Here is a 20,704-nt window from a genome sequence, read left to right as displayed (position 1 = left end):
CTGAAGTTCTACCATTGAACTACACCCGCATTAGAAAGTGAGTACAAGAGATATTGTATCACCCCTATAAATAAAAATCAACATTTTTCTGTTCAAGCATAAACGCCTCCGGAGTCCTAATAAGGACGGTAAGCGTTTAAGCAAGAAATATAAGACATAGAGTATGGTGTGAAACTTATACTTTCTTATATTTTACAAGGAAGCGCCGAGGGGAGCCTTTTTCAAAAACGCTGTTTCAAATTCAGCTGCTTGAATAGGTTTACTGAACAAAAACCCTTGAGCTTCATGGCAATGCTGCTCACGCAAAAACTGCAGCTGCTCCTTGTTCTCCACCCCTTCTGCGGTAACTTTAAGCTTTAAATGATGCGCCATAGAAGTAATCGTGGAGACTATTGCCGCATTATTACTATCCTCCATAACCTCGGAGACAAACGATCTGTCAATCTTTAGCCTGTCGATCGGCATATTCTTCAAATAGTGCAGTGAGCTGTAACCTGTACCAAAATCATCAATGCTAATGAACACACCTAGCTCTTTCAAGCGCTTCAGCTGATCAAAGGCCGTTTCTTTATCCAACGTCATACTCTCTGTAATTTCAAGATCAACATAACATGGATCCAAACCAATATCGGTCAGAATGGAATGAATTTTACCAGCCAGATTCGGCTGAAGGAATTGACGCATAGATAAGTTGATAGATACGCATATCGGCTGGTAGCCTGCTAACTGCCACTGTTTATTTTGCAGGCATGCCGTCTTCAGTACCCATTCCCCAATTGGAACAATTAGCCCACTATCCTCAGCTAATGGAATAAATTCATTAGGTGAGACAATACCACGCTTAGGATGATTCCAGCGCAATAAAGCTTCCATTCCTACAATCTCTTCCGTCTCCAGCTGCACCTTGGGTTGATATACGAGATAGAACTCATCACGTTCAAGCGCTCTTCGCAGGTCATTTTCCAGCTTCAGTCGTTCCTTTGCTTTCATCTGCATGGCTGGGATATAACGGCGAATCTCCACGCCTTGCTCCTTCGCATTATGAACAGCAGTATCCGCATTTTGAATGAGATGTTCCGCAGTTTCCCCGTCACCAGGATAAATACTCATCCCCAAGCTGAGTGAGATATGGTACTCACCAGATTCTATATTAACGGGTGCTTCAAATAATCTGAGCAACTCTGTAGCTCGTGCCAAGCATTCTCCAAGACTTGCTCTTTCTGTCATTAAAAAAGCAAACTCGTCCGCTCCCATACTATACAGCTCTTCACTGGATCTAGCCTCAATACTAAGACGCTCAGACACTAATTTCAATAAAAGGTCTCCGGCATAATGACCCAGAGAGTCATTTATATTCTTAAAATGATTAATATTCATAATAGCCAAAGCTGAGAATTGATCACTCGTGTCTGTCTCTCCAGCATCAATCATTTCTTCTACACGCTGTGTCAGCCGACGTCTATTTGGAAGTCCTGTTAAATCATCATGATAGGCCAAATAATTGATCCGTTCTTCGGCCAACTGTTTCTCGTAAAATGGCTCTTCAATCGTCAGGCGATACACGCCGGTAAGTAACTGGTAATAAGCAATTCCGCTACATAACATCCCAAAGAGATCATCAATATTCCCCCCACTTAAGGGAGTCATAAAGAAAGCCTGTCCTAGCGAGAAAAAGATAAGTGCCCGAATAATAACAAGCAGCGAAGCTGACTTTTCATTATTCCCAGGAAATACGATGACAGCAACACCTGCTAAATAAACAAAAAGTACTGCCAGATCAACGAATTGTTTAATTGTACTCATCCAAGGCTTAGTAAATAACTCAGGCACTGCCGAATGGATAAATACAAATAATGCGATGAAGAGCACAATCAACATGAAGGCGATTCTGAATACATTTCTTTTTTCGGCAACGGTCACAGGTTTGTCTTCTCTACTAAAAATGAACAAAATGCCCAGTCCGCTGGATAGTCTTGAAAAGGTAAGCAGCCACCTTGATTCCTCAGGGGTTATAAACGATGAAATCAATGGAAATGCTACAAAGCCGAGTGTATGCAAGAAATCAATAATACATATTCCACCAAAAAGAGCAGCGACATATAATCTTCCTTTAGATAATCTGCTAGAGAAGAACAACCAACCCTGTGCAAATATCGCAAATCCAAAAGCAACAGTACAACATCCGACAATGAGATAGAGTGCAGAAATAATATCCCAATTGTCCAATCGGTTTAGCGATGTATGGAAAATTTGAATGAATAGGAACAGTAAGGCTCCTATAATAGCCGCTTGAATGGTCTTTTTCTCTTCTTGTCTCATAGGTCCCTCGCGTCTGAAAATGATGTCGATTATTAAGCAACTATGTATAGTCTTGTCCTATGTATAAATATCGGCTAGATCGGTCTTTAAAGTTACATTTCTTTTGTGCGGTAGTATTTTTATAGCGATTATTCATAAATCTTGCATAAATATAAACCATTTTCTTCTAGCAGGCAAGCAAAAATACCTTCAGGCTTCTTATTAGAACTTTAAGCATTTTAGCGAAAAATATTAGAATTATTTATCATAGAAACTTATAGAAATTTTATTTTTATTCAAAAAAAAGCACTTCCCCCTACGAACGGGTTCAGTGCTTCTGAACAACAGGTTTATTTATCTCCGAAGTTAACCTCTGGTGTTGTAAGCTTATCATAGAAATCAACCGCTTTATCCTTATCCGCCGATGCGCGAAGCGCCATTGCTGAACGTGGATGCTCATCAAGCGTACCAGTGATCATGTAAGGAATGATATAGCCCCACTCTTCTTTTTCACGTAAAGGAATCATCAGGCGTTCAATGATATCAATGACAGGACGCAATGTGTAGCGTGTATTCTTCAAATGAGTCACCAGCAGCTCTGTAGGACAGTTCCCCGCAGCACGTCCCATTCCATAACAGGAAGCGTCCAACAGCTCTACACCTTTCTCAGCAGCAATCAACGTATTGGAGAACGCCAGTTGAAGATTATTATGCGTATGTACGCCCAGGCGTTTGTTTGGCAAATGAGTTTTGAACTTCTCCACTAAGTAATTGATGTCGTTGTGATCTAGACTACCGTATGAATCCACAATGTATACCACATCAACTACACTCTCACGAATCATTTCGAAAGCTTCTAATAATTCATTCTCCATTACATTCGACAAAGCCATAATATTGATTGTTGTCTCATAGCCTAGATCATGGAAGGTTTGTACCAGCTGTAAGGCTTTCTCCACATCTTTGCTATAGCAAGCTACCCGAATCAGATCCAGCATACTTTCGCTGCGAGGTAAAATATCATTTTCATCCACACGACCGATATCAACCAAAGCGGAAAGCTTAGTATGTCCCTTTTGCGGGATAACTTTACGTAAGAAGTCATCGTTCAGAAAACGCCATGGTCCAGCACCTTCTGCTCCTTTGAGCAGTTTAGGGGAGTTTTTATAACCGATTTCCATATAGTCAACACCAGCCTCATTCAAGCCGGCATACAAATTTTGCACAAATTCCACGCTGAAATCCCAGTTGTTCACTAGCCCCCCATCGCGAATGGTGCAGTCAACAATCTTACATTGATTAGTCTTCATAATTATCTCCCTTCAATTCCTGCAATCATCGTAGCCGCTATTGCAATCATTATAACCGCTAGCATAGCTTTACTATGCAATTTATATCGTTCAATCATACTTTAATGAAGAATAAATTGTAAAGGTTATTTCACCTTTAACTCACAGATGTTATTATCACATTATGTCTGCGACAAATATCACAGTATGCAAACGCGTAAAAATGCTACATTACAACTAAACAGTTGAGATTGATTATCAGTCTCTTTTGGAGGGATTACAATAACTACTTATACCTGCTGTTCCTTGCTGCAACTACAACCTGGTTCTGCCGGCTGTATTCATAAAATAGAAGGAATGAACCCCATTTTACGCCGCCGTCTTGCTGATCTCGGTGTCTCAGAAGGTGTGCATATCCGCCTCAAAGGAAAAGGTCCTTTTATGGGGCCGATTACCTTGGAATGCAACGGACAACTATTTGCCATCCGCCGAAAAGAAGCTTCAATGATTGAGGTGAACGTCTCTTGAGTTCTATTGCACTTGTGGGCAATCCCAATACAGGCAAGACCTCTCTCTTCAATACCTTAACGACTTCATACGAATATGTAGGTAACTGGTCAGGGGTTACGGTTGAGAAAAAGATCGGAAATCTGAAGAACGGGGCAGGTAAGCTCATTGATTTGCCCGGCATCTATTCACTTCACCCACTCTCCCGTGATGAAGGGGTCGCAGCCCAATATCTGATAGAAGAATCCCCCGAAGCATTAATCAATATCGTGGATGCATCCCAGCTGGAACGTAATCTGCTGCTCACGCTTCAACTGCTTGAGTATGGCAAGCCTACTGTACTCGGTCTTAATATGATTGATGTCGCTAATGCACGTGGTATTCATATTAATCAAACCATTTTACAATCAAGATTGGGCGTTACAGTCCTCCCACTCATAGCAAGAACCGGTAAAGGCAGCGTACAGATGCTCAGCATCCTTGAGGAATCATCAGCTATTCCTGCTGTAAAGTTCAAGCTGAATTATGGTGAGGTAGTCGAGCGAGCGATATCTTCTATAGAAAAGGAATTACGTTCTATAAAAGATCTGCCCAATCATCGTTGGGTCGCTCTACAGCTCATGGAGCAGAATCCGGTTATACTTCAGTTTTTGAAGTCGCGTATAGACGTTACGGGACTGCTAAATATCTGTGAGTCTTGTCAGAGTGAGCTACAACTCAAAAAACTCGCCCTGACACTCCCACAATGGATTCGTTCGAACCGTATGGAGTATATTCGCAGTATTTGTGTCGAAGTCCTTGATACGACAGCTCAGAAGCCCCATAACTTAACTGAAAGACTAGATTCGGTATTGACTCATCGATTTTTGGGACTGCCCTTATTCATTTTCTTTATGTATGCTCTCTTTAAGACTACATTTGACTGGGTTGGCGGCCCCCTATCGGATATCTTAGATGGCCTGATATCCGGCCCTATTAGTGATGGAACGAACTCTCTGCTTCAGACCATTGGAGCTTCAGGCTTCACGCATGCGTTGATTGTGGATGGCATCATCGGCGGTGTAGGAGGCGTACTGGTCTTTGTTCCGCAAATCTTCATTCTCTTTCTGATCATTTCCTTCCTAGAGGATTCCGGATACATGGCAAGGGTCTGCTTGTTGATGGACAGCACCATGGAACGAATGGGACTGAACGGAAAAGCATTCATTCCATTTATTATTGGTTTTGGTTGCAATGTACCGGCCATTATGGCGGCGCGAAGCATCGAACAGCCCAAAGACCGCATGCTGACAACACTGTTAATGCCGCTGATGTCTTGTTCTGCAAGATTACCTGTTTATGCATTATTCGCAGTTGTATTCTTCCCTGAGCAACAAGCGTTTGCCGTTCTCTCTATGTATGTTATGGGTATTGTTTTTGCCCTAATTCTTTGTAAGGTATTCTCTAAATACTTATTCAAGAATGAATCCTCTGTCTTCATTATCGAACTCCCTCCTTACCGTATGCCGCAGATCAAAACCTTATCGCGCAGCACTTGGGAGAAGGGCAAAGGTTTCCTTCGTAAGGCAGGAACGATTATTCTTGCTGGATCAGCGATTATTTGGTTTATGTCTTATGCTGGTCCTGGCGGATTTGATGTAGAAATGGATCATAGCTTCCTAGCGAAATTCGGAGGCATGATTGCACCGCTACTGGAACCGCTTGGTTTCGGAACGTGGCAGGCTGGCTCTACCTTGGTTCCAGGATTTTTAGCGAAAGAGGTTGTTGTGTCCACGATGAATATCATCTATCACGCACCGGATACCGCTGGATTAGAGAATCAAATCTCACAAGTCTTTACCCCGCTGAGTGCAATCAGCTTTATGGCCTTTATTCTGTTATATATTCCTTGTCTGGCCACGGTAGGGGTTATCAAAAAGGAAACCGCCTCTTGGAAATGGACTTTCTTCTCCATGGGCTATTCTCTTGCTCTGGCGTATATCGTATCTTTTGTTATTTTTCAAGGTGGGCGATTATTAGGCTGGTCGTAGGACTTGTAATTTGTTAATTTTCTTAATGAAAGTGGGGCACCGTAATGATAAATGTTCTGATCGTCACTCTGATCTTCGGTTATTCAGGCTGGATCATCTATCGACATGTGCAAAAGGGCAAGCAAGGTGCTTGCGCTGGCTGTGATAAGGGCAAGACCTGTTCTGCAGCGTCTTTAGATTCTCCCCTCTCCTGCTCTTCAACACCTGTTAACAAGAAGAAGTAGGCTTGTATTATGTGCAATAAATAAAGTTCTTTCGTTTAGTCTCCTTTACTAACGGGTATGTTTGTTATAAGCAACTACAGACAATCCCAAGGAGGTAATTCCTATGAACACTAAAAAAACGTTATTTACAACGGTCGCATTAGGAGCTGCATATCTACTCAAGAATAAGGGAACTCGCGATAAAATTATGAATGGTATTCAATCCTTCACTTCTCAATCGAAGGCCAAAAAATCCAGTCGCACGGTTTAAGCTTCTTATTTCTTGAATTCCAGTAAAGGGAGAGGTGCCTCCTAAACCAGAATATGGTTTAGGAGGCACCTCTTATTGTTTATGAAGAGCTGATCATTCGCTTTCGCTGAGCAACCACTGAATCAATGTGCGAACCATGACTCCTGTACCGCCTCTAGGATTAACTCCACGTTCTTTAGAAAGAAATGCGGTTCCAGCAATATCTAGATGTATCCACGGTAGACCTTCCGCAAACTCCCCTACGAATAACCCAGCCGTAGTGGCTCCACCGAATCTTCCTGCGGTGTTACGGATATCGGCCACTTCACTCTTTAGCATGTCGCGGAATTCCGGGTAAGCCGGAAGCTGCCATATTTTTTCACCCGAAACATTAGCTGCTGTCAGAAACTGCTCCATAAATTCCTCATTGTTAGTAACAGCACCTGTAGCTATATCTCCCAATGTCGACAGCACTGCACCTGTCAGCGTAGCAACATCAATAACACGTTTTGCTCCCCATTCCCGAGCATAGGTCAGCGCATCGCCAAGTACAAGTCTGCCTTCTGCATCAGTATTCAATACTTCTATGGTTCTTCCGCTCATTGATGTAATGATATCCCCGGGTTTAAAGGCATTAGCTGAAGGCATATTCTCAGCAGATGGAATGATCATTACGACATTAATTCGTGGACGTAATCGGCCTAATGCCTCCATTACTCCAAGCACAGCCGCTGCGCCTCCCATATCACTGATTAATTCTTCCATGCCTGGGGCTCTTTTTAAGGAAATTCCCCCCGTATCAAAAGTAATCCCTTTACCGACCAGCCCTACTACATTATCCCAGTGCCCCGTTCCCTGGTAACGGATGACGATCATTCGCGGAGGGTTAACACTTCCTTTTCCCACTGCGTGCAAACCGCCCATTCCTTTTTGCTCAATTTCGCGTTCATCCAGTACTTCGGAAGGAAATCCATAACGTTCAGCAACTTCTATAGCGGCCATAGCAAGGTCAGATGGAGTCAGCATATTGCCTGGCATATTCGTCAAGTTACGCGCCAAATTCGTAGCCTCACCAAACGCGAGCCCTTTCTGTATGCCCAGACTCCAATCTTGCTCGATAGCAACCGCTGGCTTTTTCTCCATTGTGAAAATTACTGAGTTTGGACCTGTATATTGAGATTGCTCCTGCTTATAAGTGGGACGTCGATAAGAACCGAGTGATAACCCCTCAGACAACGCATAGGCAATAGATCCGATATCCCTTTCTACTGTTAGCTCCTGAATATCTTCAGCCACCTGAAATACTAGCTGTATCGCCTTCAAACGAAGGGCTGCACGTGCGACCTGAACTCCCATTTGACGTAGATCTTCAGACGTAAGAAGTTGGTCCCCCTTACCCACCAAAATTGCAACGGGACAACCGGATGGATGTTCTAAAGGTAGTACATAAGTCTGATTCAGCTTCCCACTAAATAGTCCTGCCTTCGCCAATAGGCGAATTCTGTCATTCCATTGCTCAGAGACACCACCATGCTCTGCCTCCGTCTCAGAAATGATAAGGACAAGGGCATCACCCTTAATTTCATTAATGGTTCTGGCACTGTTAAACTCTATATTCATCGTGAATACCTCCATTTGTCTCCCAAAGCGAATCCCCATTGTAACATAAGTAAGGCCGATCTCTGCATCTGTATTATCCGCAGGGATCAGCCTAGTGTACTAATGGATTAATGGCAATGAGATTACAAAATGAGTACCTTCGTTAACTCTACTGCTGACAGAAATACATCCACCATGATTTTTGATGATTCGATCACTCACGGAAAGCCCGAGCCCAGTCCCATTCTCCTTCGTCGTAAAAAATGGACTGAACAACCTGTCCAGTGTACGGATATCCATTCCCTTACCGTTATCAGAAATAAAAATACGGACCTCAGAACCCTCTCTACGGGCTCCAACCTCTATTTGACCCATTAGACCATCTGCCCTATCTGTAACGGCCTCCATGGCATTTCTAATCATGTTGAGGACTACCTGCTTCATTTGTTTTACATCACCAGAAATCATCATATCCCCCTGAAAAGAATGCAGATTAATCTGGCATCCTTTCATCAAGGCCTCGCTCTCTGTAAGCAGCACTACTTCCTTGAGCAAGGCTGACACAGGAATCATTCCCACTTGAGGAACTGAGGGCTTGGATGATGTTAGAAATTCATGGATGATATCGTTCGCCCGATCGATCTCCGCCAATATAATCTTGCCATACTCCTGTTTCCCAAGCTGCTGCAGATGCGGGTGAAGCAATTGAATAAATCCACGGATCGCGGTTAATGGATTCCGAATTTCGTGGGCAATAGATGCAGATAATTTACCTAGCACAGCCAAACTATCGTTTTGGTAAGCTGTTTGTTCAATCAACTTATAATCGGAGATCTCTTTAACTGTAAACAAATAACAACCCTTCATTTGCTCTCCACAGCATAATGTAACCTTCCAATAACGGCCATACTCGTCTAAAAATTCATAATTTGATTTTCCTTTGTATACCATCTCTCTATAGCTTTGCAGTACTTGCTTTTTCTTAAAGCGGCTTAGTCTAACGTTAGATAATAGGTGTGATATTGTACAGCCAACAAGGGAGTGACGGGTTAATTCGAGCATCCCGTACATTTGCTTATTTACAAAACTTATAACTCCCTCTTCATCAAAAAGCATGATTCCACTGTCAATATTCTCTAGTACATCCTCGTATGTAGTATCCACAGGCCCTGATTGATAGGTTCTTCCCGGTAATAGAAGACTTTCTTGATATTGGCTAATCACGATACGAAGTTCCCCCTTTTACTGCATTTGACGAAGACGCTAAAGCGACATCAAATTACTATGTATTTGAGTATATGACGAAGCCGCCAGAACATTCGGTAATCGTTGCACTTTTTCCAACCGGTTCAATTATATTCCAATCATATCCAAGTGAAGTAGACAACGCAATCAGAGAAACTGTCGAATGATAAAAAAATTCATAAAATGATTCCAAAGACATATAAAATATCACATCAAATTATATTTATTACTATTAATTCGTTCAATTGATTTAAACCCGTTAGAAAAAATTTAGATAAAGATAAAAGCCCTCGCAGTTGCGAAGGCCTTGTTAAAGAAATGGGTCAACCCCAAATTGTAAATAATCTTACGCTTTCTGTTGCAGACGAAGCCGTCTTTGACTCATCACAGCTAATCTTTTCTTCAATTCCCGTTCCCACTTCGTATCCTCAATCTGTTTGGCTACAGCAAGCAGGTCAAGCGCCATATCGATCTGACTCCGCACAATAGCTAGAGGCTCTTCACTCTCGATGTTAATGACATTTTCGAATATTGCAGTTTCGTCTTCCATGACATAGTCCTGAAAATCCACATCAGTAACACCGTCTCCATGTGCGTATTCCGCCAAAATCTCATACTCGTTTTCGACCTTATAGTGAACCTCTACACGATGACATACCGGACAAAAAAGCAGGGGAACATTATGGACTTGCGTGCGATAATGTTTAAGGGTTCCCTTTGTTCCTACCATACTCGCTCCACAGCAAAAGCTCATATTTGTTCACCCTCCTTAGAATGACTAACTCATCTGAGTTTTTATTATTGTATTACATTACCCCAATGGAGATTCCTCCACTCGAGGACATAATATAACTTTTCACGCCTATTTTCAAATCCATTTTTTATTTAGGACTTTTTGGAGCAAAAAACCTCCTTACAGAAAAACTTCTGCAAGGAGGTTGAAATCAGAATATCAAAGATCAGATAATAGCAGAACAGCATTTAAAGGTTTCTGTCACCTGGTTTCCAGTTCATTGGGCATAAGCCGCCAGATTGCAGGGCTTGAAGGACACGAAGTGTTTCTTCTACGCTGCGACCTACATCATTGTGATTAACAACTTGATATTTCAATTCACCTTCAGGATCAATGATGAACAATCCACGCAATGCAATACCTTCTTCTTCAATCAGAATGCCGTAGTCTTTAGCTACTTGTTTAGTAATATCACCAGCAAGCGGGAAATTCAAACGGCCAAGACCATTGGAATCCTTAGGTGTATTGATCCATGCTTTGTGGCTGTGGACCGAATCTACACTCGCGCCGAGAATTTCTGTATCAAGCGCTTCGAACTGGGCAGCTGCTTCACTAAGAGCAGTGATTTCAGTCGGACATACAAAAGTAAAGTCCAGAGGATAAAAGAAGAATACCAGCCATTTGCCACGATAGTCGGACAGACTAACTTTACCAAAATCCTTACCATCGCCCGATACGGTTTGCATAGTAAAATCTGGAGCTGGTCTACCTACTAAACGTTCAGCCATTGCCAAAATCCTCCTTTGATTATGTAAGAAACCAACCATTTCATGTCGTGATATGCTGGAATAATTTACATCTTGTCTACATATCAAATGGTATCATCGTACAAAATCAAAGTCAATCTTAGACAAATCCATCTATAATCGTAATTAGGAATTATATTTTTTATGCTTTGCGGATAGCTGCAACAATCAGGTCGCCCATTTCAGATGTACTAAGCGCTTTTCTCTTATCTACGGCAATATCACTTGTACGGTGACCTGCATCCAATACTTCAGCCACAGCAGCCTCTATCGCAGTAGCCGCATCTTCGTAACCAAAGGTTAAACGGAACATCAGGGCTAAGGACAAAATCGTAGCAATCGGATTCGCAAGCCCTTGTCCAGCAATATCAGGTGCGGAGCCGTGAACGGGCTCGTAGAGACCATAGTTACCGTCAGCCATCGAAGCGGAAGCTAACATACCAATAGAGCCTGTCAACATCGCAGCCTCATCGCTCAGAATGTCACCAAACATATTCTCGGTTACGATAACATCAAAGCTGGATGGACGGCGCAGCAGCTGCATCGCGCAGTTATCAACGAGTACATGCTCTACCTCTACCTCAGGGTATTCTGGAGCAATCTTATTTACGACCTCACGCCATAAACGTGATGTTTCAAGTACATTCGCTTTATCAACACTTGCCAGCTTATTGCGGCGCTTACCAGCAATTTCAAAAGCCTGACGCACGATTCGTTCCACTTCCATTACGTTATACACACAGGTATCCACCGCTTCTTCACCATGTTCACCTTGACGACGCAGTTTATCTCCGAAGTAAATACCACCAGTCAGCTCACGAACGACCATAAGATCTGTTCCTTCCAGCACTTCTGGCTTCAATGTCGAAGCATCCTTAAGGCAATCGAATACGACTGCAGGACGTAAGTTTGAGAACAACCCAAGCGCTTTACGAATGCCAAGCAATCCGGTTTCAGGACGAAGCTCCTTTGAATTGTTATCCCATTTCGGTCCGCCCACAGCGCCCAGTAATACAGCGTCAGCACTGCGACAGATTTCTAATGTATCTTCCGGCAGCGGTGTGCCTCTTTCGTCTATTGCAATGCCTCCAAATAGAGCGTGCTCCGTTTCAAAGGTATACCCAAATACTTCTCCCGCTCTTTTTAATACTTTTTCTGCTTCAGCTACTACTTCAGGTCCAATACCGTCCCCTGCGATTACGGCGATTTTTTTAACCTCACTCATCTCAGTCACTCCTCAAGTGGTCTGCTCTAACAGACATAGTTCTTCTTTATATTGTTGTATCATACCCAGTCGTAAAGGACAAAGATATAGATTCTATTGAGTTGATAGGCATAGCCTATAAAACAATTATTGTGAAGGAAGATTTTCTTGAGTAATGAAAAGTACCGCCCAGGATCATCCCTGTAGCGGCTCTGCATTTTCACGTTTTATTAATGAATTGGATTTGAAATTACGTCAATGTTTCCACCTGAATATTTCAGGAAATAGGCAGTTTTGGTGCTTGAATCGTAGCTCAAAAATTTGCTATTACCACTTTCAGGCCATTTTTGCTCTTTTAAGATCTGAGTTCCTTCTTGCGAAAATAACGACCAGGTTTGTTCTAATACATCCCCAACAAACACTTGATTGTTAATAAAGTCCGTCTTCCACCCCGAAAGATCACCCTCTTCTTTAAAAGCTTGCTTAATAGAGGTTGGTGCACTTCCGGTTGCAACATTCATCAAACGGAACACGTTCTGAGGATCATCTGAAACAGGACGCTTCGCGTTAGCTGGAACTGGCTGGTAAATGTATGATGTGTATACTGCAAGATTTGGACCAATAAATTTAAGCTTAATATCAGCATTAGAGTCTTTAAACATTTTTTCATTATGGTGAAATAAATTAATTGTTCTTACAAAGAAATCATCGCTCATTATACCTTGTGCTTGATACTTTATAGCTAAATAAGGATATCCAACAAAATCCCAACCCTGAACGTTTACACTTTCATATCCGTTGTCGTTAATCTTAGCGTTAAAGCTTACACTTGGCTTAGTCCAAGGATACTGATAAAGATTAAAGGAATCTCCAAATTGAACCATGATTCGTTCGTTTACTTTCCCCGTAGGAGCAACCCATTTGATTTTGTCTGCCGCATCTTTAAGCGGTATTTCTGTTTTACTAATCTGCTCTCCGGTATAGGTAAAGACCGTTTTCGTAATTTCGTTGCCATTTGATTTCTTTAGCAGCACTATTTTTTGCGGATTCTTCATCATGTTAAGATCGAGAATCGTATGAGCATCATTTGAAAGATTGATTACCTTATTTGTTGTTACATTGACCACGTCTGCTTTGTTAGTGCTATGATCTATGATTGCGACGAGATCGCCACTAACAGAAAGCACATCTGTACTGTCCAAGCTTGGAGGCAACGTCGATGGATTAGCATAGGATTGATTTGTGAATACAAGCATTCCGATAATTCCTGCGAAAATAATACTGAAGCTCTTTTTCATAGCGCTTCCTCCATTATGAAATTTTTTCCATTGTAAATACGTTATAAGCTAAAAAAAGTTTCTGAAAACATAAAAGCTACGCTAACGAGCACCAGCGAAGTACTGGGCAAATTTGCCCTTGATTAATAAGTTGTTTACAATAAAGTTGAAATCATCTACCTAAGGAGTGAATGCGAAGTGCAATATGCTAAGCTTGGCAAATCCGGTATGAAGGTCAGTCGGCTATGTCTCGGAACAATGAACTTCGGCCCACAAACAGATGAACAAGAAGCCTTTCGTATTATGGACGCTGCACTCGACGCAGGTGTTAATTTTTTTGATACCGCTAACATTTATGGTTGGGGCGAGAATTCCGGTTTAACAGAAACGATTATTGGTCGTTGGTTTAAACAAGGCGGTGGGCGACGTGAAAAGGTCGTGTTAGCTACCAAGGTATACGGTGCAATGAGCGATAAGCTCGACGGGCCTAATGATGAGGGCGGACTATCATCTTATATTATACGCCGCCATCTAGAGGGGTCTCTGCAGCGTCTCCAGACCGATCATATTGAATTGTACCAGATGCATCACATTGACCGTAGTGTGTCTTGGGACGAGCTATGGGGGGCTTTTGAGCTTGCTGTAAACCAAGGAAAGATTGGTTATGTCGGCTCCAGTAACTTTGCAGGATGGGATATCGCTGTAGCCCAACAAGAGGCCAAGGCACGTGGCTTCTTAGGTTTGATTTCTGAGCAGCATAAATACAGCCTGACCTGTCGCCTTCCTGAACTTGAAGTATTACCTTCCTCTCTCCATCATGGTTTAGGCGTTATTCCTTGGAGCCCACTGGATGGAGGTCTTCTTGGACGCAATGCACTTAAGAAAATAGAAGGCAGCCGCAGTGGAGGAAATACCGAGCGCGTAGAGCAATACAAAGATCAGCTTGAGGCTTTTGCAAGCTTATGTATGGAGCTTGGAGAACCACAAGATAATGTAGCGCTAGCATGGTTATTAGCCAATCCTGCTGTAACCGCACCAATTATTGGACCACGCACACTAGAGCAATTCGAGAGTGCACTACGCAGTCTTGAGATTGTGCTAGATGAATCTGTTCTTAAACGGCTAGATGAGATCTTCCCAGGACCGGGCGGAGAAGCGCCTAAAGCTTACGCTTGGTAGGTTTCTTATAATTTGAAAAAGGGAGTTAAGGCTTCAGCAGAACCAATCGCTGAAGCCTTAACTCCCTTTATTGTTCGTACTTATTCAGCTGTGTCCACGGTCACACTTCCATTACTTGTACTTAAGTCCACGGTATAAGTTCCTTTACCGAGAATGGCAGTGCCAAAGCTGTCCCCGTCTAGATCCCAAGGAATATTCCCCTTCAGTGAGCCGTTGCTAGTATCCGCTGTAATCTTCGCATCGGACACAGTTGGCAATCCCACCGTAATCTTTCCGTTACTAGACGAACATTTCCATTTTCCAGTCACTGCTGAATGAATAGTGATCTTTCCGTTGCTGCTCTTTGCACTCAACGCTCCATCTATATTATCCAAAATAATCGCACCATTAGAACTTTTGAGCTGCGCCCCACCTTGGATGTTCTGAACAGTCAGTGAGCCATTGCTGGTATGTGCCTCAACTCCACCAGCAACATCATGAATATTTATAACCCCATTACTAGTGTCAACCACTAAGCCAGACTTCAAATCCCAGGCTTCTATTGACCCGTCACTAGTATCTACCTCAACGGCAAGACTGCTAGGTACACTTACATTTAAATAAGGACTTTTAGTATTAAATCCAAACTGAATATTAGAGAACCAATTATGATCTGTATCGAGCTCCATAATCAGCGTATCTCCCTCAGTTTTTACTTTCCATTTCTTTTCCAACGAACTTTCGGCTTCACTTTGCGATTTTCCAGGTAAGAGTAAGCTTCCCTCATAATCCAATGAGCTTCCATCTATTCCCTCGACCTTTACTTTTCCACTTGGAAGTACGATTTTTAGCGTCGTAATATTGTCTTTCACTTCGACATTGCCGCTTAGTGGGGTTAAATGTGTATTCCCGATTAAACTGCTAAGTGAGCCTCCGGCCATTACGCTCTGTGCACTGCTTGCTCCAACCAACAGGATGATCAATAGGATCGCCCAACCGCTCACACGACTTTTGGCATCGGATTTGATAAACAATCTTAGCAACATCTCGAGTCCGAACAGAATCAACAATGCTGGCCATAAATAACCAAGTACTTCATAGCTGATCATATTATACTGAGCCATCACAATAATGACACCAAGTGCGATGCAGCCTATAGCTGCAGTGAAACTCCCGATTTTCCATCTCCCCATAGTGAAATCCCCGTTTCTTACGCTCTCGTATTGTTTCTTAGCATCTTCAGACCGTACGCAATCAGACCCAGTGATAGCAAGATCGTACCAATGTTAATCTCAATTAACATTCTCCAAAGCGTCGGAAATGCTGAGATCACCAGCATAAGGAACCCAGCAACAACACATCCAACACCAACCCAAGCCGGATTCACATCTTCATGTGGGTAACCTGGCATAGAGGATATCCCCATCGTCCAAGGCTCTCCGAAGCTGTCAGGATGGAACATCATACGCTCGTGTTCGGCTGCAGTTATTTTCATCCAAGCCGCTTTCTGCAGGGCATCAAACAATTGGTAAAACCACAGTGCAGCTAGCGCAAAAGGGAAGATCATGGGCTCAGACGGAATAAACATAATACATAAGGAAGCCCCGATCATAAACTGCAGCCCCTGCTTTTTGAAGCCTAAGTACAAATGACCTACACCAGGAATCATAGCTAGCATAAAAGTGAGCCAACGTCTCTTCTTAATCATAATACATCCTCCTAAAATTTGGATAGCATAAACTTTTCAGTTTACCTGAATCCATCTATTATTTATAAATCTCTTTATGACTATTTTCTAAAGCCACCAAACCATTGGGTCACAGAATTCGACACATGACCATTAATTTCAGTGATCCCATAAGCCAAATTCTCAAAAACGCCAAACTGCAACAATAACAAACTCAAGCAGGCAGCCACCGCATAATGTGTCAAAGATGTTCTAGGAGCAAAACGACGTCTTACGCTTGTCGCTTTAATCGCTCGTTCCCTGCGTCCTGTTTCAAGCTGCTCAATATGGGCCATAACACCTGCTGCTAGATCTGGAAAGTCCATCTGTTCATGTTGATATTCGCTGTCTGCTTCCATTTCTGACCAAAGAGCTGACATTTCTTTCGCTTCCTCCAGCCACTGTGCGCAATCAGGACAGGATTGTATGTGCAACCGGATACTCAGCTCCATATCTGGAGACAGAAGACCGTCAATGTAATGTGGCATCCATTCCTTCACTATTGCACAATTCATCGCAATTCCTCCCTTTGTCTACGCATCATCTGTCTGGCACGATAAAGCTGCGATTCGATAGTTTTAACGGAAACACCTTTTTGCTCCGCTATCTCTTGATAAGAATTTCGCTGAAAATAGTACAGCTGTACGACCGACCGGTACGGTTCCGCAAGGCTGTTCACATTCTCACCCAGCTCAGCTGATTGTTCCTGCTCTAGCACCTCTTGCTCTGGTGTTTGAGACGTTACCCAATCATTCTCAGTGTAATCAGCTGCACTCCGATGCCTCCACTCCCTATCATTGGCCCGTTTCCAGTCCAGACAGGTTCGATAGGCTATCCGATAAAGCCATGTCGAGAAGGTAGACTGTCCTCTGAAAGAGGGGAGCGCTTTGTATGCTTTTATAAAAACCTCTTGGGCCATATCTTTGGCCGATTCGGCTTCTCCAGTAATCTTGACGCACACTCTGTATACCATGCCTTGATAACGTGTCACCAAATGCCCAAAGGCCTGATGCTCACCGTTCAGCACAGCAGAAATCCATTCCGCCTCTTCCAGCTTTCTCCCCTCCTTCACCTACATAACGTTAGACGCCAGCCAATTCTATTCCCCTGCAACTTAATCACAACTTTTTTTAATTTTTGAAATATTTTTGTGAAAGGAATATATTGTTTTTTGTCGAATAATGTTTAATTACTATGACTAAAAGAAAACTGTTTCTAATTATCACACTGTTTCTTACGGTGCTAACTGGATTTCGGATCCTCTGGGTAATGATTTCTAACCACCCCATACAACCACAATTGACCAATGGGGTACTGGATTTACGCGATAAACAACTGAATCAGAATAATCTTTTTATTTTAGATGGGCAATGGGAATTCTATCCGAATCTACTGCAACCTTCGTTTAATGAACAATCTCAAGCTGCCACTCCTCCACAATATATACAAGTCCCGGGCAACTGGAAAAAGGCCTTTAGCGATACGGAAAAATCCACCTATGGTTACGGTTCCTATCGACTGCGTGTTCTTGTAGATAAGGATAAGCAACAATCCCTAGGTCTTCTCCTTTCTGGAGCACAGACTTCTTCGGAATTATATATTAATGGTGAACTGCTGGGTAGCTCTGGTTCTCCTGCTAAGGATAAAGAGCACTATATTCCCTATACACTGCCTTATTCAGTCTTTTATACAACCGACAAAAGTAGCAACGAGATTGAAATTGTAGTCCAGGTAGCTAACTATTCTTTTGCCAAAAAAGGGGGAATAACCAAATCTATTGTATTGGGCAGCGAAAAAGCATTAGCAAAGCAAAGAATGCTCTCCGTTGGCCTACAGCTGTTGTTATGTGTTGTATTGATGCTGGACGCCGTATATGCTGTTATTTTATATATAATGGGGCCGCGACAGAAGATGTTGGTCTATTTTTTTCTGCTGGTAATCTCCGCTATTGCGTCAGTACTTATGGATGATGATAAGCTTTTATTGCACATCCTTCCCTTGAACTATCAATGGGATCTGAAATTATTGCTCATCTCATACCTCTTTACTTTTATTTTCATTCTGCTGACAAGCAAGCATCTTTTGTTCAAGGATGCACCCATAAAAAGTGTTCGTATCTTAACTATCCTATCTATAATACACATTCTTTTCATATTAGTTGGACCTATTGTCCACTATTTTGAATTTTACAGACCCCTTTTCGGCATAAACTTATTGTTTTTGGCATTAGGAGTGGTGATTCTTTTTCTAAGGTCTATTCTAATGAATTACGAAGGCGCAATATTTCTTTTGTTATCCATACTAGCCATCGTTAACAGCACTCTGTGGGGAATGTTCAAGAACTATAACTGGGTTAACGTTACTTATTATCCTTTTGACCTCATGATCGTGTTTTTATGCTTTGCGACTTTTGGATTTAAACGTTATCACTGGAATGCAAAACATACTGAAAAACTGGCCCAAAGTCTACAGAGAAGCGTTACGCAAAAAGATGATTTTTTGGCTAACACTTCACACGAATTACAAAATCCGTTGTATAGCATCATTAATATGGCAGAAACGGTCCTTAACAGCGAACGACCGGCTTTATCGCCGCAGAATATAGAAAATTTAGAAGTACTCATTACTATAGGAAGACGTATGTCCCTGCTGGTAGACGATTTGCTGGATCAACCCGAGCTTCGTGAAAGCAATATACAACTACAGCTTAGAGAGCTTAAAATTCAGTCCTTCGCAATAGGTGTGCTAGATATGTTCAAATTCTTTACGGAAGGAAAATCTTTAACCTTAATCTCGGAGATTCCCGATTCTTTCCCTTCCATTCTAGCCGATGAAAAAAGACTCATTCAGATCTTGTTCAATCTGATTCAAAATTCAGTTAATCATACGACCGTAGGTACGATAAGAATCCATGCGGATATACATAAAAAAACGGCACGGATTCATATTTCGGACACAGGTCTTGGCATGAGCGAGGAAATGCTGCACAGGGCTTTCCAGCCCTACGAACAGGGTGACTCCAGCATGCACAAAGTTAGCGGTGGCATCGGGCTTGGATTAAGTACCGTTAAGCAGTTAGTCGAGCTTCATGGTGGGAAGATCAGTGTAATCTCTGCACTTGGACAAGGGACTACCTTTACCTTCACCATGCCTTTATCCGAGCCTGCTAACCGAGATTCACATTCAGAAATCCCTTCAACTCCTGAATACTCAGACACACCGGCAATGATTACGCTAACCAAATGGTCTACGACCAGTACAGCATCTTCAACGGATGGAAGAAGGCCTAGGATTCTGGCTGTAGACGATGATCCGGTTAATTTGAAAATCCTTACTAGCGTACTATCCATCAAAGACTATGAAATGGTTACGGTAACCAGTGGAATCGATGCTTTAACAAAACTGGATATTGATCAATGGGATTTAATCATTACAGATGTAATGATGCCCCAGATGTCCGGCTATGAATTAACACAGAGAATTCGTGAACGTTTTACCATAGCTGAGCTTCCTATTCTACTTCTGACCGCACGTAGCCAGCCGGAAGATATCTACACCGGATTTGTTTCGGGCGCGAACGACTATGTAATGAAGCCTATGAACGCTATGGAGCTAAGAGGACGGGTCCGTTCCTTAACAGATTTAAAACAGTCCGTAAATGAACGGCTTCGCCTGGAAGCAGCGTATCTTCAAGCGCAAATACAACCCCATTTCTTATTCAACACATTAAATTCTATATCAGCTCTGGCATCTTTTGATACACAGCGTATGAGTCACCTCATTGATGCCTTTAGCTCTTATTTACGTTTAAGCTTTAACTTCTTGAACGCTGAGCCGATGATACCGATTGAACATGAGCTTGAGCTTGTCCGCGCCTATCTGTACATAGAGAAAGAGCGTTTTGAGGACAGGATGACCATCAACTGGGATGTAGCAGAAAATCTACATTTTCAGTTACCTCCCTTGACCATTCAGCCACTCGTTGAAAATGCCGTTAGGCACGGTATATTAAGCCGCTCCAAAGGAGGTACGCTTTCAATATCGATCAAAGAACTAGCTGATGACATCGAGATTACAATCGCTGATAATGGTAAAGGCATGACTTCCAAACAACTTCAGCAACTACTGGGCAGCCAGTCTAATGTAACCCGAGGGATTGGATTCCTTAATACACATAAACGCTTGTTACGTGTCTATGCTAAGGGTTTGCTAATTAAAAGCAAGGAAGGGCTAGGCACTTCAGTAAGCTTCATAATCCCTTCTGAAAAAAGAAATATGAATCGCAAAAATAACTAGTCACAGACAAACTATAATGAACCGAAATAAAAGTAATCATATATTGTTTTTTGCTAAAAAATACTATATTGAGTGGTGGAATA

General features: G+C 42.4%; 18 protein-coding genes. 6 read left to right on the top strand and 12 right to left on the bottom strand.

What is annotated here, in order from left to right:
- Positions 1–192: 192 nt before the first annotated feature.
- On the bottom strand, positions 193–2,319 hold the full coding sequence (locus tag CA598_RS23405; RefSeq protein WP_094878071.1) for a putative bifunctional diguanylate cyclase/phosphodiesterase: 2,127 nt from the start codon (positions 2,317–2,319) through the stop codon (positions 193–195).
- A 329-nt stretch (positions 2,320–2,648) separates the two neighbouring features.
- A complete protein-coding gene (locus CA598_RS23400; RefSeq protein ID WP_170880320.1) occupies positions 2,649–3,608 on the bottom strand; it encodes an aldolase catalytic domain-containing protein in 960 nt (319 codons plus the stop codon).
- A 336-nt stretch (positions 3,609–3,944) separates the two neighbouring features.
- Here CA598_RS23400 and CA598_RS23395 point away from each other — a divergent pair, with 336 nt between their 5' ends.
- The 4 genes from CA598_RS23395 to CA598_RS32430 all read left to right on the top strand — a co-directional run bounded on the left by CA598_RS23395 (position 3,945) and on the right by CA598_RS32430 (position 6,598).
- Positions 3,945–4,115 (top strand): FeoA family protein, encoded by a 171-nt coding sequence (locus CA598_RS23395; protein ID WP_481857547.1) that lies wholly within the window; start codon positions 3,945–3,947, stop codon positions 4,113–4,115.
- Positions 4,112–6,124, top strand: a complete 2,013-nt coding sequence (gene feoB / locus CA598_RS23390; RefSeq protein WP_094878070.1) for a ferrous iron transport protein B — start codon at positions 4,112–4,114, stop codon at positions 6,122–6,124. Before CA598_RS23395 ends, feoB begins: the two co-directional genes overlap by 4 nt.
- 44 nt (positions 6,125–6,168) lie before the next feature.
- Positions 6,169–6,348, top strand: coding sequence for a FeoB-associated Cys-rich membrane protein (locus CA598_RS23385; protein WP_094869964.1), 180 nt, complete (start codon positions 6,169–6,171; stop codon positions 6,346–6,348).
- Positions 6,349–6,451: 103 nt separating this feature from the next.
- A complete protein-coding gene (locus CA598_RS32430; RefSeq protein WP_179281580.1) occupies positions 6,452–6,598 on the top strand; it encodes a hypothetical protein in 147 nt (48 codons plus the stop codon).
- A gap of 93 nt (positions 6,599–6,691) precedes the next feature.
- Here the strand turns inward: CA598_RS32430 and CA598_RS23380 are convergent, their stop codons facing one another.
- The 6 genes from CA598_RS23380 to CA598_RS23355 all read right to left on the bottom strand — a co-directional run bounded on the left by CA598_RS23380 (position 6,692) and on the right by CA598_RS23355 (position 13,462).
- Entirely contained in the window at positions 6,692–8,197 is a 1,506-nt protein-coding gene (locus CA598_RS23380; RefSeq protein ID WP_094878069.1) for a leucyl aminopeptidase, read from the bottom strand.
- Positions 8,198–8,296: 99 nt separating this feature from the next.
- Entirely contained in the window at positions 8,297–9,400 is a 1,104-nt protein-coding gene (locus CA598_RS23375; RefSeq protein ID WP_094869962.1) for an ATP-binding protein, read from the bottom strand.
- Between the two features lie 367 nt (positions 9,401–9,767).
- The gene (locus tag CA598_RS23370; protein ID WP_042125131.1) at positions 9,768–10,175 is read right to left on the bottom strand and encodes a hypothetical protein; all 408 of its coding nucleotides are present in this window, start codon (positions 10,173–10,175) and stop codon (positions 9,768–9,770) included.
- 227 nt (positions 10,176–10,402) lie between these two features.
- Complete coding sequence (locus CA598_RS23365) at positions 10,403–10,942, bottom strand: peroxiredoxin (protein ID WP_094869961.1); 540 nt, start codon at positions 10,940–10,942, stop codon at positions 10,403–10,405.
- Positions 10,943–11,102: 160 nt separating this feature from the next.
- Complete coding sequence (gene leuB / locus CA598_RS23360; RefSeq protein ID WP_094878068.1) at positions 11,103–12,185, bottom strand: 3-isopropylmalate dehydrogenase; 1,083 nt, start codon at positions 12,183–12,185, stop codon at positions 11,103–11,105.
- Positions 12,186–12,394: 209 nt separating this feature from the next.
- A complete protein-coding gene (locus tag CA598_RS23355; protein WP_094878067.1) occupies positions 12,395–13,462 on the bottom strand; it encodes a hypothetical protein in 1,068 nt (355 codons plus the stop codon).
- Positions 13,463–13,639: 177 nt separating this feature from the next.
- On the opposite strand from CA598_RS23355, the gene CA598_RS23350 reads away from it, so the two are divergent.
- Positions 13,640–14,620, top strand: a complete 981-nt coding sequence (locus CA598_RS23350; protein WP_094878066.1) for an aldo/keto reductase — start codon at positions 13,640–13,642, stop codon at positions 14,618–14,620.
- An 80-nt stretch (positions 14,621–14,700) separates the two neighbouring features.
- Here CA598_RS23350 and CA598_RS23345 read toward each other — a convergent pair whose 3' ends face one another.
- The 4 genes from CA598_RS23345 to CA598_RS23330 all read right to left on the bottom strand — a co-directional run bounded on the left by CA598_RS23345 (position 14,701) and on the right by CA598_RS23330 (position 17,397).
- Positions 14,701–15,792, bottom strand: coding sequence for a LiaI-LiaF-like domain-containing protein (locus tag CA598_RS23345; protein WP_094878065.1), 1,092 nt, complete (start codon positions 15,790–15,792; stop codon positions 14,701–14,703).
- Positions 15,793–15,809: 17 nt separating this feature from the next.
- Complete coding sequence (locus tag CA598_RS23340; RefSeq protein WP_094869956.1) at positions 15,810–16,307, bottom strand: hypothetical protein; 498 nt, start codon at positions 16,305–16,307, stop codon at positions 15,810–15,812.
- 80 nt (positions 16,308–16,387) lie between these two features.
- Positions 16,388–16,840, bottom strand: a complete 453-nt coding sequence (locus tag CA598_RS23335; protein WP_094869955.1) for an anti-sigma factor family protein — start codon at positions 16,838–16,840, stop codon at positions 16,388–16,390.
- Positions 16,837–17,397, bottom strand: a complete 561-nt coding sequence (locus CA598_RS23330) for an RNA polymerase sigma factor (protein WP_042125119.1) — start codon at positions 17,395–17,397, stop codon at positions 16,837–16,839. The genes CA598_RS23335 and CA598_RS23330 overlap by 4 nt, the downstream gene beginning before the upstream one ends.
- Positions 17,398–17,519: 122 nt before the next feature.
- On the opposite strand from CA598_RS23330, the gene CA598_RS23325 reads away from it, so the two are divergent.
- The gene (locus tag CA598_RS23325) at positions 17,520–20,621 is read left to right on the top strand and encodes a hybrid sensor histidine kinase/response regulator (RefSeq protein WP_094878064.1); all 3,102 of its coding nucleotides are present in this window, start codon (positions 17,520–17,522) and stop codon (positions 20,619–20,621) included.
- Positions 20,622–20,704: the final 83 nt, after the last annotated feature.

The organism is Paenibacillus sp. VTT E-133291 (assembly GCF_002264395.1).
In the GTDB taxonomy this organism is placed as follows: Bacteria; Bacillota; Bacilli; order Paenibacillales; family Paenibacillaceae; genus Paenibacillus_AQ; species Paenibacillus_AQ nitricinens.
The sequence above is the reverse complement of the archived record's forward strand: the minus strand, read 5'-3'. Positions and strand labels throughout refer to the sequence as shown.

Excerpts from the sequence above, each read along its gene's own strand:
- CA598_RS23370 (WP_042125131.1), bottom strand. The coding sequence starts at position 10,175 with ATGAGCTTTTGCTGTGGAGCGAGTATGGTAGGAACAAAGGGAACCCTT.
- CA598_RS23355 (WP_094878067.1), bottom strand. The coding sequence starts at position 13,462 with ATGAAAAAGAGCTTCAGTATTATTTTCGCAGGAATTATCGGAATGCTT.
- CA598_RS23405 (WP_094878071.1), bottom strand. The coding sequence starts at position 2,319 with ATGAGACAAGAAGAGAAAAAGACCATTCAAGCGGCTATTATAGGAGCC.
- CA598_RS23340 (WP_094869956.1), bottom strand. The coding sequence starts at position 16,307 with ATGATTAAGAAGAGACGTTGGCTCACTTTTATGCTAGCTATGATTCCT.
- leuB (WP_094878068.1), bottom strand. The coding sequence starts at position 12,185 with ATGAGTGAGGTTAAAAAAATCGCCGTAATCGCAGGGGACGGTATTGGA.
- CA598_RS23385 (WP_094869964.1), top strand. The coding sequence starts at position 6,169 with ATGATAAATGTTCTGATCGTCACTCTGATCTTCGGTTATTCAGGCTGG.
- CA598_RS23380 (WP_094878069.1), bottom strand. The coding sequence starts at position 8,197 with ATGAATATAGAGTTTAACAGTGCCAGAACCATTAATGAAATTAAGGGT.
- CA598_RS32430 (WP_179281580.1), top strand. The coding sequence starts at position 6,452 with ATGAACACTAAAAAAACGTTATTTACAACGGTCGCATTAGGAGCTGCA.
- CA598_RS23400 (WP_170880320.1), bottom strand. The coding sequence starts at position 3,608 with ATGAAGACTAATCAATGTAAGATTGTTGACTGCACCATTCGCGATGGG.
- CA598_RS23335 (WP_094869955.1), bottom strand. The coding sequence starts at position 16,840 with ATGAATTGTGCAATAGTGAAGGAATGGATGCCACATTACATTGACGGT.
- CA598_RS23345 (WP_094878065.1), bottom strand. The coding sequence starts at position 15,792 with ATGGGGAGATGGAAAATCGGGAGTTTCACTGCAGCTATAGGCTGCATC.
- CA598_RS23325 (WP_094878064.1), top strand. The coding sequence starts at position 17,520 with ATGACTAAAAGAAAACTGTTTCTAATTATCACACTGTTTCTTACGGTG.
- CA598_RS23365 (WP_094869961.1), bottom strand. The coding sequence starts at position 10,942 with ATGGCTGAACGTTTAGTAGGTAGACCAGCTCCAGATTTTACTATGCAA.
- CA598_RS23395 (WP_481857547.1), top strand. The coding sequence starts at position 3,945 with ATGAACCCCATTTTACGCCGCCGTCTTGCTGATCTCGGTGTCTCAGAA.